Annotated in this window: 16 protein-coding genes; 15 read left to right on the plus strand and 1 reads right to left on the minus strand. The window is 68.9% G+C overall.

The features are described 5' to 3' along the window. Positions 1 to 9: 9 nt before the first annotated feature. Positions 10 to 2,355 (minus strand): DNA topoisomerase IV subunit A, encoded by a 2,346-nt coding sequence (gene parC / locus P7644_RS13090; RefSeq protein ID WP_404299706.1) that lies wholly within the window; start codon positions 2,353 to 2,355, stop codon positions 10 to 12. 295 nt (positions 2,356 to 2,650) lie between these two features. Between parC and mutS the strand changes: the two genes are divergently transcribed. The 15 genes from mutS to P7644_RS13165 all read left to right on the plus strand — a co-directional run bounded on the left by mutS (position 2,651) and on the right by P7644_RS13165 (position 16,942). Beyond that, positions 2,651 to 5,266: a DNA mismatch repair protein MutS gene (gene mutS / locus P7644_RS13095; protein ID WP_404299707.1), complete on the plus strand. Its 2,616-nt coding sequence runs from the start codon at positions 2,651 to 2,653 to the stop codon at positions 5,264 to 5,266. 191 nt (positions 5,267 to 5,457) lie between these two features. Continuing rightward, the gene (locus P7644_RS13100; protein ID WP_404299708.1) at positions 5,458 to 7,347 is read left to right on the plus strand and encodes a phage tail sheath family protein; all 1,890 of its coding nucleotides are present in this window, start codon (positions 5,458 to 5,460) and stop codon (positions 7,345 to 7,347) included. A 15-nt stretch (positions 7,348 to 7,362) separates the two neighbouring features. Beyond that, positions 7,363 to 7,887 carry a phage tail protein gene (locus P7644_RS13105; RefSeq protein ID WP_404299709.1) on the plus strand — a complete coding sequence of 175 codons (525 nt, stop codon included), beginning with the start codon at positions 7,363 to 7,365 and terminating at the stop codon, positions 7,885 to 7,887. Between the two features lie 16 nt (positions 7,888 to 7,903). Continuing rightward, positions 7,904 to 8,623: a hypothetical protein gene (locus P7644_RS13110; RefSeq protein ID WP_404299710.1), complete on the plus strand. Its 720-nt coding sequence runs from the start codon at positions 7,904 to 7,906 to the stop codon at positions 8,621 to 8,623. Further along, positions 8,620 to 9,354: a hypothetical protein gene (locus tag P7644_RS13115; protein ID WP_404299711.1), complete on the plus strand. Its 735-nt coding sequence runs from the start codon at positions 8,620 to 8,622 to the stop codon at positions 9,352 to 9,354. The genes P7644_RS13110 and P7644_RS13115 overlap by 4 nt, the downstream gene beginning before the upstream one ends. After that, positions 9,351 to 10,688, plus strand: coding sequence for a DUF4255 domain-containing protein (locus P7644_RS13120; protein WP_404299712.1), 1,338 nt, complete (start codon positions 9,351 to 9,353; stop codon positions 10,686 to 10,688). The genes P7644_RS13115 and P7644_RS13120 overlap by 4 nt, the downstream gene beginning before the upstream one ends. Further along, positions 10,685 to 12,661: an ATP-binding protein gene (locus P7644_RS13125; protein ID WP_404299713.1), complete on the plus strand. Its 1,977-nt coding sequence runs from the start codon at positions 10,685 to 10,687 to the stop codon at positions 12,659 to 12,661. Before P7644_RS13120 ends, P7644_RS13125 begins: the two co-directional genes overlap by 4 nt. Then, entirely contained in the window at positions 12,658 to 12,906 is a 249-nt protein-coding gene (locus P7644_RS13130; protein ID WP_404299714.1) for a hypothetical protein, read from the plus strand. The genes P7644_RS13125 and P7644_RS13130 overlap by 4 nt, the downstream gene beginning before the upstream one ends. Positions 12,907 to 12,920: 14 nt before the next feature. Further along, positions 12,921 to 13,673, plus strand: a complete 753-nt coding sequence (locus tag P7644_RS13135) for a hypothetical protein (protein WP_404299715.1) — start codon at positions 12,921 to 12,923, stop codon at positions 13,671 to 13,673. A gap of 26 nt (positions 13,674 to 13,699) precedes the next feature. Then, positions 13,700 to 13,927: a hypothetical protein gene (locus P7644_RS13140; protein ID WP_404299716.1), complete on the plus strand. Its 228-nt coding sequence runs from the start codon at positions 13,700 to 13,702 to the stop codon at positions 13,925 to 13,927. 1 nt (position 13,928) lies between these two features. Continuing rightward, on the plus strand, positions 13,929 to 14,582 hold the full coding sequence (locus P7644_RS13145) for a hypothetical protein (protein WP_404299717.1): 654 nt from the start codon (positions 13,929 to 13,931) through the stop codon (positions 14,580 to 14,582). A gap of 2 nt (positions 14,583 to 14,584) precedes the next feature. After that, positions 14,585 to 14,947, plus strand: a complete 363-nt coding sequence (locus P7644_RS13150) for a LysM domain-containing protein (RefSeq protein WP_404299718.1) — start codon at positions 14,585 to 14,587, stop codon at positions 14,945 to 14,947. Positions 14,948 to 14,949: 2 nt separating this feature from the next. Continuing rightward, a complete protein-coding gene (locus tag P7644_RS13155) occupies positions 14,950 to 16,092 on the plus strand; it encodes a hypothetical protein (protein WP_404299719.1) in 1,143 nt (380 codons plus the stop codon). An 18-nt stretch (positions 16,093 to 16,110) separates the two neighbouring features. Next, positions 16,111 to 16,620, plus strand: coding sequence for a phage baseplate assembly protein V (locus tag P7644_RS13160; RefSeq protein ID WP_404299720.1), 510 nt, complete (start codon positions 16,111 to 16,113; stop codon positions 16,618 to 16,620). Position 16,621: 1 nt separating this feature from the next. Then, positions 16,622 to 16,942, plus strand: coding sequence for a hypothetical protein (locus tag P7644_RS13165; protein WP_404299721.1), 321 nt, complete (start codon positions 16,622 to 16,624; stop codon positions 16,940 to 16,942). The last annotated feature ends 2 nt before the right edge of the window (positions 16,943 to 16,944 follow it).

Here is a 16,944-nt window from a genome sequence, read left to right on the forward strand (position 1 = left end):
TTTTTTGAATCACTCCACGCGCAGCACGGCCGCCGGCTTGAAGCCCAGGTCCGCCGCCTTGCCCTTGCGCCCGCGCGGCGCCCGGGCGTTGTTCAGGCTGCGGATTTCGAGCTGCTCCTCGCGCTCCTTGCCGCCGCGGCCCAGGCCCGAGATGCGCACGCTGCGCGTATAGGCCGCCGCCCCGGCCAGGCTGTCCTTGTCCTCCAGCGCGATCAGCATCAGGCCGCGCCCGCCGTTGGCCATGGTCTTGAGTTCGTTGATGTCGAAGGTCAGGATGCGCCCGCCCACCGAGGCGCAGCAGACATGGGTGGCGTCGGCCAGCGGCGCGCTGGCGCTCGTGCCCGCCACATGCGAGGGCGCGCACAGGCTCTCGCCCTCGCTCAGCGTCACGAAGGCCTTGCCGCTTTTGTTGCGCGAGACCATGTGCTCGACCTGCGCCACGAAGCCATAGCCACCCGAGCCGGCCAGCAGCAGCGCTGCCTGCGGCGGCCCGGCGAAGTAATGCCGCACCTGGGTGCCGGCCTCCAGCTCGATGAGCGTGGTGATCGGCTGGCCGTCGCCGCGCCCGCCGGGCAGCTGCGCCACGGGCACGGAATACAGGCGCCCGTTGCTGCCAAAGGCGATGAGCTGATCCACCGTGCGGCACTCGAAGGTGGCGTACAGGCCGTCGCCGGCCTTGAAGGCAAAGGCCGCGGCCTCATGCCCATGGCCCTGGCGCGTGCGCACCCAGCCCTTTTGCGATACCACGACGGTGACCGGCTCGTCCACCACCTTGACCTCGGCCACGGCCTTTTTCTCGGCCTGGATGAGGGTGCGGCGCGCATCGGCAAACAGCTTGGCGTCGCCCTCGATCTCCTTGACCATCAGGCGGCGCAGCGAGGCCGGGTTGGCCAGGATGTCCTCCAGCCGGCCCTGCTCCTCGCGCAGCTCCTTGAGCTCCTGCTCGATCTTGATCGCCTCCAGCCGCGCCAGCTGGCGCAGGCGGATTTCCAGGATGTCCTCGGCCTGGCGCTCCGACAGGTTGAAGCGCGCCATCAGCGCCGCCTTGGGCTCGTCGCTGGCGCGGATGATGGCGATCACCTCGTCGATGTTGAGCAGCACCAGGGCGCGCCCTTCGAGGATGTGGATGCGGTCCAGCACCTTCTGCAGCCGGTGCTGGCTGCGCCGCGTGATCGTCGCCTGGCGGAAGGCCACCCACTCCACCAGCATCTGGCGCAGCGACTTCTGCGTCGGCTTGCCGTCTATGCCCACCATGGTCAGGTTGATGGGGGCCGAGGTCTCCAGGCTGGTATGCGCCAGCAGCGCGGTGATCAAGTCCTGCTGCGGCACCTTACCCGTCTTGGGCTCGATGACCAGGCGCACGGGGGCGTCCTTGCTCGACTCGTCGCGCACCCCATCGAGCAGCGCCAGCATCACGCCCTTCAACTGCGTCTGCTCCTGCGTGAGCGCCTTCTTGCCGGTCTTGACCTTGGGGTTGCTGATGTCCTCGATCTCCTCGAGCACCTTTTGCGTGGACACGCCCGGCGGCAGCTCGGTCACCACCAGTTGCCACTGGCCGCGCGCCAGCTCCTCGATCTTCCAGCGCGCACGCACCTTGAGGCTGCCGCGCCCGCTGCGGTAGGCGTCCTGGATGTCCGAACTGCTGCTGATGATCTGCCCGCCGCCGGGGTAGTCCGGGCCGGGGATCAGGGCGAACAGCTCCTCGTCGGCGAGATTCGGGTTCTTCACCAGCGCCACGCAGGCGCCGGCCACCTCGCGCAGGTTGTGGCTGGGGATCTCGGTCGCCAAACCGACTGCAATGCCGCTGGCGCCGTTGAGCAGGGAAAAGGGCAGGCGCGCGGGCAGCTGGCAGGGCTCCTGCGTGCTGCCGTCGTAGTTGGGCTGGAAGTCCACCGTGCCCATGTCGATCTCGCTCAGCAGCAGGCTGGTGATCTTGGCCAGGCGTGCCTCGGTGTAGCGCATGGCCGCCGCGCCGTCGCCGTCGCGCGAGCCGAAGTTGCCCTGGCCGTCGATCAGCGGGTAGCGCTGGTTGAAGTCCTGGGCCAGGCGCACCAGCGCGTCGTAGGCCGACTGGTCGCCATGCGGGTGAAAGCGCCCCAGCACATCGCCCACCACGCGCGCGCTCTTCACCGGCTTGGGCGGCGTGTTGCCGCCGGGCCCGCCATAGGACAGGCCCATGCGCTCCATGGCGTAGAGAATGCGCCGCTGCACGGGCTTGAGCCCGTCGCACACATCGGGCAGGGCCCGGCCCTTGACGACGGACAGGGCGTACTCCAGGTAAGCGCGCTGGGCGTAGCTGCCCAGGCCATCGTCGGCTACAGGATCGGGGAGGTCGTGGATGGGTTGGTCGTTCATGCTATAAAAATACTAGCCTATGGCGATTTATGGATAAGCGCCAGACGCCAAAAAAACCTGATTAGCGGCACGGCTTCGATGCCCGTGACTCTCAGCCTCTCAAACGGCATCTACTACTGGCGCAAGCTCATAAAGCGCCATCCAATGCGAGCACGGATTGTCGCCGCAGAAATTTGCTGGAACCTGCCGGGCTCCGGGCGCCGAAAGCGTGAGAGAGGCCGTACAGAATCTGGAAAAATTTGGCACACACCTTCTCCAAAGAAGCCGGAGAAGAAACTGTAATTTACTGATTTATATGGAAAAACTAGAAGTTTCTGCGCACACGCCGATGATGGCCCAGTATCTGGCCCTCAAGGCCCAGCACCCGGACACGCTGCTGCTGTACCGCATGGGCGACTTCTACGAGCTGTTCTACGCCGACGCCGAAAAGGCCGCGCGGCTGCTGGACATCACGCTCACGCAGCGCGGCCAGTCGGCCGGCCAGCCCGTGACCATGGCGGGCGTGCCCTTCCATGCGCTGGAGAACTACCTCGCCCGGCTGATCCGGCTGGGCGAGTCGGTCGCCATTGCCGAGCAGGTGGGCGAGGTGGGCGCGGCCAAGGGGCCGGTGGAGCGCAAGGTGGTGCGCGTGGTCACCCCCGGCACCCTCACCGACAGCGAGCTGCTGTCCGACAAGAGCGAGTCCGTGCTGCTGGCCCTGCACCAGGGCGCGCGCGCGCGCTGCGGGCTGGCCTGGCTCTCGGTCACGCAGGGCGTGGTGCACCTGGCCGAATGCACGCAGGCCGAGCTGGGCGGCTGGCTGGCGCGCATTGCGCCCAGCGAGCTGATCTACAGCGCCGGCATCACGCAGCGCTTCGAGGAGCAATTGACCGGCCTGCGCCAGGGCGGCCTGTTCGCCTGCCCCATGAGCCTGCGCCCCGACTGGCAGTTCGACGCTGCTTTAGGCGAGCGCAAGCTGCTCGAACACCTGGGCGCGGCCGGCCTGCAGGCCTGGAACGCGGAGGGCCTGCACGACGCCCATGCCGCCGCCGCCGCGCTCTTGCAGTACGCCGAGCACACCCAGGGCCGCGCCCTCACCCATGTGCACGGCGTGCGCGTGCAGCAAAGTGGCGAGCTGATCCACCTGCCGCTGGCCACGCGGCGCAACCTGGAGCTGGTCAAGACCCTGCGCGGCGAGGACGGCCCCACGCTGTTCTCGCTGCTCGACACCTGCATGACCGGCATGGGCAGCCGCCTGCTCAAGACCTGGCTGCTGGAGCCCGCACGCGAGCGCAGCGACGCGCGCCAGCGCCTGGCCGCGACGCAGGCCCTGCGTGGCGCGGGCAGCCGCCAGGGCCCCTGGCAGCTGCTGCGCGCCGAACTCAAGGGCGTGAGCGATGTGGAGCGCATCACCGCGCGCATCGCGCTGCGCCAGGTGCGCCCGCGCGAGCTGGTGGCGCTGTGTAATACACTACAAAAAGCAGAGCTGCTGGCGCATAACAGTCAAGCGCCAGAGCCGTTTTTGGCTGAAATCTTCAGCCGGCTGCAGCCGCCCGCGGATTGCACGGCGCTGCTGCGCGCCGCCATCCAGGAGGAGCCCGCCGCGCTGGTGCGCGACGGCGGCGTGATCGCCCCGGGCTTCGACGCCGAACTCGACGAGCTGCGCGCCATACAGAACAACTGCGACGACTTCCTGCTGGAACTGGAGACGCGCGAGAAGGCGCGCACCGGCATTCCCAACCTGCGCGTGCAGTTCAACAAGGTGCACGGCTTCTACATCGAGGTCACCAGCAGCCATGCGGACAAGGTGCCGGGCGACTACCGCCGCCGCCAGACGCTGAAGAACGCCGAGCGCTTCATCACGCCCGAGCTGAAAAGCTTCGAGGACAAGGCCCTGTCGGCCCAGGAGCGCGGCCTGGCGCGCGAGAAATGGCTCTACGAGCAGGTGCTGGATCAGTTGCAGCCCCATGTGCCGCAACTCACGCGGCTGGCGCAGGCGCTGGCCACGCTGGATGTGCTCTGTTGCCTGGCCGAGCGCTCCCTCACGCTCGACTGGTGCGCGCCGCAGTTCGTGGATCATCCCTGCATCGACATCGAGGCCGGCCGCCACCCGGTGGTGGAAAGCAGGCTGGCAGAGACATCCAGCGGCGCCTTCATTCCCAACCACACGCGCCTTCATGCGAACACGCGCATGCAGATCATCACCGGCCCCAACATGGGCGGTAAATCGACCTATATGCGCCAGGTGGCGCTGATCGTGCTGCTGGCCAGCATGGGCAGCCACGTGCCGGCCACGGCCTGCCGCCTGGGGCCGATCGACGCCATCCACACGCGCATCGGCGCGGCCGACGACCTGGCCAACGCCCAGTCCACCTTCATGCTGGAGATGACCGAGGCGGCGCAGATCCTGCACGGCGCCACGCCGCACAGCCTGGTGCTGATGGACGAGATCGGCCGCGGCACCAGCACCTTCGACGGCCTGGCGCTGGCCAGCGGCATCGCCACGCACCTGCACGACAAGACCCGCGCGTTCACGCTGTTCGCCACGCATTACTTCGAGCTCACCGAACTGGCGGCGCGCCACCCGCACGCCATGAACGTGCATGTGGGCGCCACCGAATCAGGCCACGACATCGTCTTTCTGCACGAGATCCAGCCCGGCCCAGCCAGCCGCAGCTACGGCATCCAGGTGGCGAAACTGGCCGGCGTGCCCGCCGCCGTGCTGAACCACGCGCGCCACACGCTGGCCGCGCTGGAGGAGCGCGCCCGCGAAGATGATTTGCAGGTAGACCTGTTCGCCCCGCCGCCCGCACCCGAGATCCAAGCGGTGAGCCCGGTGGAATCGGCCCTGGCGCAGATCAACCCCGACGCCTTGAGCCCGCGCGAGGCGCTGGATGCGCTCTACCAGCTCAAGCGGCTGACCATGCCCTGACCCAAATTGTTAGGCACCGCCAATTGATGTCAGCAAATGCAAGCATCCATTGACTTGCATTGGCAGGACTAGAGAATCAGAGCCAGTGTTTACTTACATTGAAACAAAAGAACGGAACCAAAACAAATAACCGGAGGGCATGAGCGCAGCCGCATGGCGCGCTAATCGTCGATTGACCGATTGGAGGATATATGCCGAGTGCGCTCAGTTATCCAGGGGTCTATATAGAGGAACTGCCCAGCGGCGTACGCACCCTGACCGGGGTGGCGACGTCGATCACCGCCTTCGTGGGCTACACGCGCAAGGGCGTGCCCGACAAGGCGGTGCCGGTGACGAGCTTCAGCGACTTCGAGCGCGCCTATGGCGGACTCGACAGGGACAGTCCCGTCTCCTACGGCGTACGGCAGTTCTTTGCCAATGGCGGCGCGCAGGCCATCATCGTGCGCGTGGCCACGGGCCATGCCTCTGCCGCGTGGACGCTGCAGGATGCCTCGGTCGCGGTACTGGACGTGACGGCAGCCAACCCGGGCACCTGGGGCAACGACCTGCGCATCACCGTCAGCCGTGCCGGCGCACTCAACCCCGATGCCCAGTTCAACCTCGTCGTCTCGCAGCTGCAGGCCGACGGCGTGACGCTGCTGCCCCTGGAAACGCACCGCAACCTGGACATGAACTCCGCATCGCCCCGCTACGTGGAGGCGGTGGTGAACAATGCGTCGGCGCTCGTCAGGGCCAAGCGCAAGGGCGGACTGACCTTCAATCAGGCGGGCTTTGCGGTAAGTACCGCCATCACCTTCCCGCTCACGGCCACGGACCTGGTGCTTGCCGGCGTAGTCGACGGCAGCACCACCTTCCGATTGACACTGACCGGGCCGGCGCCCGCCAACATGGCGGCCCTGGTCACCGCAGTGAACACGGCCATAGGCACGGCCGGCTTGACCGCCATGCTGCAGGCAGCCGAATCCCTGGCCGACGGCAGCGCCGGCAGCGGCTGCCTCAAGCTCTCGTCGCTCACCAGCGGTGAATCCTCGAGCGTGGTGATCGCAGGGGGCGCATTGGGCGGGCTGTCGGGCAGCATCCACCTGGGTTTGGCCAACGCAGGCCGTGAGTTCACGGGCAACGCCCAGCACCGCCCCGTGGACACCGCCAATCTGGTGCCCCCGACCAAGGGTAACGATGGCGCGCGCGCCGGCGCCAACGAAATCGTCGGCAGCGCCAGCGGCAAGACCGGCATCCACGCCCTGCAGGACGTGGACCTGTTCAACCTGCTGAGCATCCCCGAGACCTACGACATGACGGACCTGCAGGCCGCGGCGGTGATTCCCGCGGCGGTGGATCTGTGCGAGAAGCGCCGCGCCTTCTATATCGTGGACGCGCCCTCGGGCAAGAACCTGTCCAACATCGCCAGTTGGGCCAACGGCGTCACGCAATCGCGCAACGCGGCGGTGTACTTCCCCGCGGTGAAACTGGTCGATCCGCTCGACGAACTGCGCCCGCGCGCCATGGCGCCCTCGGGATCGATGGCCGGGGTCTACGCGCGCACCGATGCCAACCGCGGCGTATGGAAGGCGCCCGCGGGCACCGATGCCACGCTCAACGGCGTGCTCGACCTGGCCACGCCACTCAACGATCTCGAAAACGGCCAGATCAACCCCAAGGGCGTGAACGCGCTGCGCAACTTCCCGGCCTATGGCCGCGTGGCCTGGGGTGCACGCACGCTCAAGGGCTCGGACGCGCAGGCCGACGAGTACAAGTATGTGCCGGTGCGCCGCCTGGCGCTGTTCCTGGAGGAAAGCCTGTACCGCGGCACGCAGTGGGTGGTGTTCGAGCCCAACGACGAGCCCCTGTGGGCGCAGGTGCGGCTGAACATCGGCGCCTTCCTGCAGGGGCTGTTCCGCCAGGGGGCCTTCCAGGGGCGCTCGCCGCGCGAGGCCTATTTCGTCAAGTGCGACAGCGAGACCACCACGCAGGCCGACATCAACCTCGGCGTGCTGAACGTGGTCGTCGGCTTTGCCCCCCTCAAGCCCGCCGAATTCGTGGTCATCAAGATCCAGCAGATGGCGGGCCAGATCCAGGCCTGACGAAGGAGAACCGACATGGCACAGTTCAGCGTCAACGCCACCCGCTTCGATCCGTACAAGAACTTCAAATTCCGCGTCAAGTGGGACGGCAAATATGTGGCCGGCATCTCCAAGGTCGGCGCCTTGAAGCGCAGCACCGAGCCCGTGGAGCACCGCGAAGGGGGCGATCCATCAACCTCGCGCAAGTCGCCCGGGCGCACCAAGTACGAGGCCATCACGCTGGAGCGCGGCGTCACGCACGACACTGAATTCGAGAAATGGGCCAACAAGGTCTGGAACTTCGGCTCGGGCCTGGGCGCCGAGGTTTCGCTGAAGGACTTCCGCAAGGACCTCATCATCGAGGTCTACAACGAGGCCGGCCAGCTCGCGCTGGCCTACAAAGTGTTTCGCTGCTGGGTGTCGGAGTACCAGGCGCTGCCGGACCTGGACGCCAACGCCAACGCCGTGGCCATCCAGCACATCAAGCTTGAAAACGAGGGCTGGGAGCGCGACTACGACGTAGGCGAACCGTCCGAGCCCAGCTTCACGGAACCGGTGTGAGCACGGAGGTCCTGTCATGCGCGTGCTGGGCGCCGCTGAACTGCTGTCGCTGTGGGAGCGCGGCATGCCGCGCCACATGCTCGATCGTGCCGCCCTGCTGACGGCCACTGCCCGCCCCGACTGGCCGGCCAAATCAATAGCCGACCTGCCGCTGGGCACCATAGGAGCCAGCCTGCTGCGCCTGCGCGCCGCCAACTTCGGCCCGCACATTGAAGCCCATGCCGACTGCCGCCACTGCGGCCAGCGGCTGGCCTTCTCGCTGGATGTGGCAAAGCTGCTGCAAGGCGCGCCGCCCGAGGACGACGCCCCGCCCTGCGCGCCGACTGCCGCTGTCGCCGGCCTGCAGGTGCGCGCCCCCAGCCTGCGCGACCTGGCCGCCGTGACCGATCTGCCACCCGACGCCGCGGCCCAGGCGCTGCTCGCGCGCTGCACGCTCACCGGCCAGAGTGCCGGCCTGGACGCGGCCGCGCGCACGCAGGTCGAAGACGCGCTGGAGGCGCTGGACCCGCAGGCCGATCTCGCCTTCACCCTGAACTGCGTGGCCTGCGGCCAGGAAGACATGGCACAACTGGACATGCCCACCCTGCTGTGGGACGAAATCACCGCCCGCGCGGGGCTGCTGCTGCACGACGTGCACAGCCTCGCCAGCGCCTATGGCTGGAGCGAGGCGCAGATCCTGGCACTGTCGCCAGCGCGGCGCGCGCACTACCTGGCCCTGGTGGAGGGCATGTCATGAGCGGCCTGCTGCAGCGCCTGGCCGCACGCGCCACCGGCAGCGCCTGGGCACTGCGCAGCGATGCGCGCCTGCCGTTTGCCGGCAATGCGGCGGGCATGGCCGAGGCCTCTCCCCAGGTACCTGACGCACGCACCGCGCCGCCGCCCTCCAGGAAAACGGGCGCAGGCCAGCCCCCCGTGGCAAGGCACACGCAAGCCCCTGCACCCATGGCGGCAGACGCACCGCTGAGGGCAGACATGCACAGCCACCAACCCACCACCACGCCATCCCGGCCGCAGCACACACCCGTCACGACCATCGGTGCAAAGGCCGCGAGCATGGGGCGACCAGGTACGGATGGCGTACCGCAGGTGATGCGATCCGACACCCCTTGCGCCGCCACGGCCAACACCCCGGCGCCGGGCCCATTGGCAGCGACCGACCCGGCGCCGCTGCTGCCTTTGCAGCGCGGGCGCGGCCCTGCCGGCACAAGCGCCGCCGCATCGGCTTCGCAGGGCAAGCTGCATCCCGAGGCAGCCGATGCGCCGGGAGCGCTGACGCCACTGCCACGGCCCCAGCCATTCACCGCGCCGCTCAAGCGCGCCGATGCGGCCGAGGTGCATATCCACATCGACCGCATCGAAGTCACCACCGCCGCTCCCGAGCCCCAGGCACCCAGACGCCAGGCACGCGAACGCACGCAGCCGCTGTCGCTGGACGCCTACCTCGCCAGGCGCAAGGAGCCATCATGAGCACGGCCCTGGCCATCGCCGGCGTGACCGCGGTGCTGCGCGACCTGCTCAACGACGGGCTGATCAACCACAACATCAGCGGCGTGCTGGGGTCGAGCGTCAGCGTGAGCGTGCAGGCTCCCGACCGCGTGGTGACGGCCAGCACGCCCGAGGCCTCGCAGCTCAACCTGTTCCTGTACATGGCCACGCCCAACCCGGGCTGGCGCAACGAGGGCCTGCCGGGGCGCGACGGCAGCGGCCGCACGCGCCTGGCCAACCCGCCGCTGGCGCTGGACCTGCATTACCTGCTGTCGGCCTACAGCGGCGCCGATCTGCATGCCGAAATCCTGCTCGGCTACGCCATGCAGTTGCTGCACGAGACGCCGCTGCTCACGCGCACCGCCATCCGCACCGCACTCAACCCATCGCCTGCGGTCGGTGCGAGCCTGCCCCCGGCACTGCGCGCGCTGGCCGACGCGGGCCTCGCGGATCAGGTCGAACTCATCAAGCTGACCCCCAACATATTGAGCAGCGAGGAAACGTCGCAACTCTGGACCGCCACGCAAAGCCATTTGCGGCCCAGCATGGCCTACATCGCCTCGGTGGTGCTGATCCAGGCGCAAAGGCCGGCCCGCACGCCCCTGCCGGTGCTCACCCGGGGCCCGCTGGACAGCGCCACCGGCCGCGACGCCGGCATCGCCGTGCAGGCCGACCTTGAACCACGCACGCCCCTGCTGACGCACGTCGCCCCCCCGCTGGGCCAGCCGGTCGCGGCCATCGGCGACACCGTGTTGCTGCACGGCAGGCTGCTCGATGGCGCCAACCGCCAGGTCGTGCTGCGCGAGGATCGCCTGGGCATCGAACACATCCTGCCGGCGCTGCCACCCGCGCCGAATATGCCAGCCGGCCAGGTGGCGGCATTCTCTCTGGCGGGGTTGCAGGCAGCGTTGCCCGCCGGCGCATACCGGGTGGCGTTGCGCGTGACGCGGCCCGACCTGCAGGGCCGGATGCGCGACCACGAGACGCCACCGCTGCCACTGACGCTGGCGCCCCGCATCACCAGCACGCCGCAAAGTGTGGCCCGCGCGCCCGACGGCTCCGCCAGCGTGCCCATCACGTTCACGCCGGACCTGCGCGCCGACCAGCGCGCCGTGCTGGTGCTGGACAACGACGAATACCTGCCGCAGACCGCCGGCGCCACGCCCAGCAGCCGCATCTTCCCCGTGGCCCAGGCGCGCCCTGGCGTGCACCTGGCGCGCCTGCGCATCGACGGCATAGACAGTCCCATCGTGGACATGGATTACGAGCCGCCGGCGCTGCCACACTTCCTGAACCGGACGGTGGAGTTCACATGAACGCCGCTTTGCTGCCGCAGCCCCCAGCCGACGCCATCGGCCTTGATGCGCCGGATGCCACTGCCGCTGCGCCTGCGGCCCTGGACTGGGGCGCAGCCAACCAGCAGCTGCTCGGCGCCGAATTCCAGCGCCTCGGCGGCTTGCTGGAGGGGCGCCCAACCGAAGCGGGGACTGCCGACAGCGCACGGTTGCGGGATGCGCTGCGCATCAGGGCAGCGATTGATGTGCTGTGCGATGCCTTCGATCTCAGCCATTTTGAGCGCGACCTGCTGCTGCTCGCCGCCGGCGCCGACATGGATGCGCAAGTCGCCAGCGCCTGCGCGCGCGCGCAACCCGACCGCCCCTGGCCCAGCTTCGGCCTGGCCCTGGCGCGGCTGCCAGATGCCCATTGGAGCGCGCTGGCGCCCGTGGGCCCGCTGCGGCGCTGGCAACTGCTGCAGCCGCTGGGCGACGACAACATCCTGCAAGCCCGGTTGCGTGCCGACGAACGCATACTGCACTATCTGGCCGGTGTGAACCATCTGGACGCACGGCTGCAGGCACTGCTGCGGCCCGTGTCGCCCCACCCCCTGGCGCCCAGCCATGCGGCCGATGCGGCACATATCGCGCAAACGCTGCGCGCTGGCCCGGCGCCGCCGCCTATCGCCGTGCTGCTGGGCGAGGCCCCCGAGGATCTGGCCGACATCGCAGGCAACGTCGCTAGCGCGCTGGGCTACCGCCTGTACCGGCTGCACGCTGCGGACCTGCCGCAGGACGGCGCGACGCTGCAATGGCTGGCGACGCTGTGGCAGCGCGACGCCGCGCTGATGCAGGCTGCGCTGCTCGTGCAGATGGACGAAGACACAGTGGCCGGGGCACGCTTTGTCGCCCGGATCGGCGGGCTGGTGTTCCTCGCCGCGCGCCAGCCGCCAAGCACCGAGCGTGCCCAGCTGCGCTTCAATATTGCCATGCCAGCCGCGGCCGAACGCCTGGCGCTGTGGCGGCAGGCGCTGCCGGCCATCGCCGACAACCAGCACTGCAGGCTGGCCGCCGCGGCCTACCAGTTCCGCATGAGCGCCGCCAGCATCCGTGAGGCGGCCGACGGGCTCGCGCCGGCGCTGGCGCGTGGCGATGCGGACGTCGAGCAGGTCTGGGAGCATTGCCGCAAACAATTGCGCAACGGCCTGCAGGGCCTGGCCGAGCGCATCGAGACCCGCAGCGGCTGGAGCGATCTGGTGCTGCCCGCGGCCCAGATGGCCACACTGCGGCAGATCGTGGCCCATGTCAGGCACCGCGAGCAAGTCCACCAGTCCTGGGGCTTCGGCCCGCCAGGCACGCGCGGCCTGGGCATCGCAACGCTGTTCTGCGGCGAGAGCGGCACCGGCAAGACCATGGCGGCCGAAGTGCTGGCACATGCGCTGCGGCTGGACCTGTACCGCGTGGATCTTTCCGCAGTCGTGAGCAAATACATCGGCGAGACCGAGAAGAACCTGCGCCGGGTGTTCGATGCCGCCGAGGGTTCCGGCGCCGTGTTGTTGTTCGATGAGGCCGATGCGCTGTTCGGCAGGCGCAGCGAGGTCAAGGACAGCCACGACCGCTATGCCAACGTGGAGGTCAGCTACCTGTTGCAACGCATGGAGAGCTACCAGGGCCTGGCCATCCTGACCAGCAACTTCAAGGCCGCCCTGGATCCTGCCTTTCTGCGGCGGCTGCGCTTTGTCGTGAACTTTGCCTTTCCCGACCTGGCGGAGCGCGAGGCCCTGTGGCGCAAGGTGTTTCCGGCCACGGCCCCGACGGACACGCTGGACTTTGCCGCGCTGGCCCGGCTGCAGGTGGCCGGCGGCAGCATCCGCAATATCGCGCTGCACGCGGCATTCCACGCGGCCGAGGCGGGTTGCGCTATCGGCATGGCGCATTTGCTGGGCGCGGCACAGCAGGAAATGGCACGCCACGACCGCTCCTTCACGCCACTGGCGCTGCGAGGCCTGCCATGACACGCGTGCTGCTGCACATCGACAGGCTGTCACTGCCGGCCATGACGCCTGCGGAGCAACGCGCGTTGCTGCAGGCGCTGCAGGAAGGCCTGCAGACGCGGCTGGCATCGGTCCCGGCGCAGGCCTGGAACGCATGCGCCACGCACTGCACGCCCCGGCCGCAGGTGCTGACCGGCGCAAGTGGCGCTGCCATGGGCCGGGAGCTTGCGCAGGCCATCGTCCAGGCCCTGCAGATGGCGCAATGACACAGGAGCCGAACATGCAACACACACAGGCCACCAGGACCCACGGCGACTTGCCTGGCCCGTCTGCACAGGCTGCGGCGCGCAAGGCTGCGCCCCCCGCGGCGCTGGGCGTGTCCAGCACATCACCGGACCAGGGGGCGGCACGGCTGGATTTCGCCCGCATCGGCGCCCAGGCCGGGCCTGCGGCAAGCACGGCCGTTTTTGGGCTGCATTGGCTGCTGGAGCCGGCCATGGGCCCGCTGCGGCAGGCGGATGCCGGCACGGACGCCGGCATGGACGCCGGCACCCCCGCGGCCCCCACCTTTCCGACCTACGCCCAGATCATCGGCAACGCCACGGTCACCACGGCCATGGATGCCGCGTGGACGGAAACCAAGGCCGCCACCACCGCCACCAGCCGGCGCGAGCAGGGGTTCTGGATCAAGTACGACACGTCCAGCTCCGACTACACCTGCGCGCCGACCTTCACCGGGCCCTCGGTGGGGCCGGACGAGACCGGCGCCGCAGACCCCGGCAGCAAACCCGCCGACAGCGGCACGGTGTTCGCCGTCGGGCTGTTCCACACGCACACGCCCATGACGCACCGCACCGGTACGCGCGGCGTGGGCCCGAGCGGCGCCGACAACCGCTTTCACAACAGCAACAACGTCGTCGGCGTGATCTACGACTACGTGGAATCGCCCGCCGGCTCCGGCACGATACCTGGCGGTCACCCGCTGAATTCCGCGGCCACGCGCTATCACTCCGGCCCCAACCAGCGCAGCTGAGCCGAAAGAACAAGGAGGAGGACATCATGGCGGAGCTCAGCAACACCCAGGCCCTGGCCATTGCCCGGGAGGCCATCGCCGGCAAGGCCCGGCCCGTACCAGGCGCGCCGATCGACATCACGCGCACAGAGGGGCGCATCACCGTGACCTTCGTGCATGAGACACCACCACACATGCTGGGCGCCGACTATGACGCACGCGTGGTCATCGATGCTGCCAGCGGCACCGTGCTGCAGCTGCTGGTGGGGGCATGACATGAGCACCCCCTTCTCCCCCCGGCTCATCAAGGGCGGCCTGGTGCTCGTCGATCCGGACACCGCCCAGGTGCAGCGCGTGATCGCGCTGCAATACAACGCCGAATCGCTCAGGCGCGAGCTGAAAGGCCAGGAAAGCGGCGAGGCCGGCACGGACCGCGCCGAACCCACGCGCTTCAAGGGGGTGGCGCTGGAGACCATCAGCTTCGAGGCGGACCTGGACGCCACCGACCAGCTGGAGTTTCCCGATCAACATGCCAGCGCCGTGGCCCACGGCCTGGCGCCGCAGATCGCGCTGCTGGAGTCGCTGTCGCAACCCAGCAGCGCGCAGCTGCGCAAGGTGAACAGCCAGGCCAGTTCGGGCATGCTGGAGATCGCGCCCATGCTGGCGCCGCTGCTGCTGCTGGTGTGGGGCGCGGGCCGGGTGATTCCGGTCAAGCTGGCCAGCTTTTCGGTGACCGAACAGGCCTTCGATCCGGCGCTGAATCCCATCCACGCCAAGGCTTCGTTCGGCCTGCGCGTGCTGACGGTGGACGACCTGGGCTTTGCCTCCAAGGGTGGCGCCCTGTTCATGAGCCATCTGCAAAACCGTGAGCAGCTTGCGGCCAAGGCCCAACCGGTCTCGCTTGCCACGCTGGGCGTGACGGGAATCTGACCATGACCGACCCTATCGCAGCCTTCCTGCAGGCCAACGGCCTGGCCCAGCCGGCCTTCGCGCCGGACAGCCGCTACCACGGCCTGCCCACGGCCCAGGCCCGCTTGCCCGATGGCCGTACCGTGGCCTATGTCACGCGCCGCTTTCTGCCGCCGCCCGGGAACTTCGCCACCGTGCAGACCGTGACGCTGGCCGCCGGCCAGCGCGCCGACCAGCTGGCTGCGCAATACCTGGGCGTGGCCGAGCAATGGTGGCGCCTGGCCGATGCCAACGGCGCCATGCTGCCCGAGGCCATGGTGGCCCAGCCCGGCACGCGCGTGCGCATCACCCTGCCCGAGGGCGTGCCGCCCCCCGCCGATAGCTGACCATGTTCACCCAGGGCATACAGCTCACCCTGCTCGTCGGCCCCATGGTGCCGCTGCCGGTGCCGCGCGTGGTGCTGGACGCGCTGCAGAGCGTGGAGGTGCGCACGGCCGCCGGCAGCGCCTCGGGCTTTCAGCTCACGTTCACGATCACCGCGCGCTCGCCGCTCAACACCATCTTCCTGCTCGCGGCCGCCGGCAACACCGGCATGGCCACGCCGCCGCTGCGCGTGCTGCTCATCGTCAGCATGAACGGCAGCGCCCAGCCGCTGTTCGACGGCGTGATGACCCATGTGGAGGTGCAGCCCGGCGGCCGCGGCCAGGCCGGCACGCTCACGGTAACGGGCGAGGACGTCACCAAGGCCATGGACATGCAGGACTGGAGCGGCCTGCCGTTTCCAGCCGTGCCGGTCGAGGGCCGCGTGGCGCTGCTGTGCGCCAAGTACGCGCCCTTCGGCCTGATACCGATGGTGATCCCGGTGCTGTTCCCCGACGTGCAGATCCCGATCGACAAGATACCGGCGCAGAAGGGCACGGACCTGGCCTACATCCAGGAGCTGGCGCGCCAGGTCGGCTATGTGTTCTATGTGGAGCCCGGCCCTGCCGCGGGCAGCAACATTGCCTACTTCGGTCCCGAGATCAAGCTCGGCGTGCCGCAGCCGGCGCTGAACCTGGACATGGACGCGCTGACCAACGTGGAGTCGCTGTCGTTCTCGTTCGACCCGACCAAGGGCGTGCTGCCGCTGGTCTACATCCAGAACCAGCTGACGCGCGTGCCGATACCGATACCGATTCCGAACCTGAACCCGCTGCAGCCGCCGCTGGGCCTGCTGCCCACGCCGATTGCCAACCTCAAGCTGCTCAAGGACACGGCCAAGATGAGCCCCATGCGCGCCATCTCGGCCGGCCTGGCCGAGGCCGCCAGGTCGCAGGATGCCGTGAGCGGCAGCGGCAGCCTGAACGTGCTGCGCTACGGCCGCATGCTCAAGGCGCGCGGCCTGGTGGGCGTGCGCGGCGCGGGCGTGGCTTATGACGGCCTGTACTACGTCAAGAGCGTGACCAGCAGGCTCAAGCGCGGCGAGTTCAAGCAGAGCTTCGAGCTCACGCGCAATGGCCTGGTGTCGATCACACCCTCGGTGCCGGCCTGACAGAGAAGGAGGATGACGATGAGCGACAAGTTCTACGGCAAATACCGCGGCATGGTGCTCAACAACATCGACCCCCTGCAGATCGGCCGGCTGCAGGTGCAGGTGCCCGACGTGGCCGGTCTGCTGCCCGTCACCTGGGCCATGCCCTGCGTGCCCGTGGCCGGCATGCAGAACGGCATGTTCGCGCTGCCCATGATCGGCTCGGGCGTATGGATCGAGTTCGAGCAGGGCGACTCCGACCACCCCATCTGGGTCGGCTGCTTCTGGGGCAGCGCGGCCGAGGTGCCGGCGCTGGCGCGCGCCACGCCGCCCGGGGTGCAGGCCTTCACGCTGCAGACCACGCTGCAGAACGGCCTCACAGTCAGCGACCTGCCCGGCCCCACGGGCGGCATCATGCTCAAGAGCGCCACCGGCGCCACGCTGATCGTCAACGACACCGGCATCTACATCCAGAACGGCAAGGGTGCGTCGCTGATCATGACCGGCCCCACGGTGAACATCAACGCCGGCGCGTTGACGGTGGTCTGACATGCCCGGCCCCCTGCTGCACCTTGGCGCCACCGTGCTGTGTGCCCATGGCGGCCAGGCCACGCCCAGCGCGCCCGTGCCGCGCGTGCTGGTCTCGGGCCAGCCCGTGGCCACGCAGGCCGCACCCTGGCTGGTGGCCGGCTGCGCGTTCTCGCCGCCGCAGGGCAACGGCCCCTGCATCACGGCGCAATGGGTGGTGGCGGCCACGCGCGTGTTCGCCGCCGGCCAGCCGGTGCTCGTGATGAGCGGCCAGGCCATCTGCACGCCCACGGGCACGCCACTCATGCCAGTGGCCGCACAAACCCGCGTCATAGGAATGTGAAC

It is taken from the genome of Alicycliphilus denitrificans (assembly GCF_044792555.1).
GTDB lineage: Bacteria > Pseudomonadota > Gammaproteobacteria > Burkholderiales > Burkholderiaceae_C > Alicycliphilus > Alicycliphilus denitrificans_A.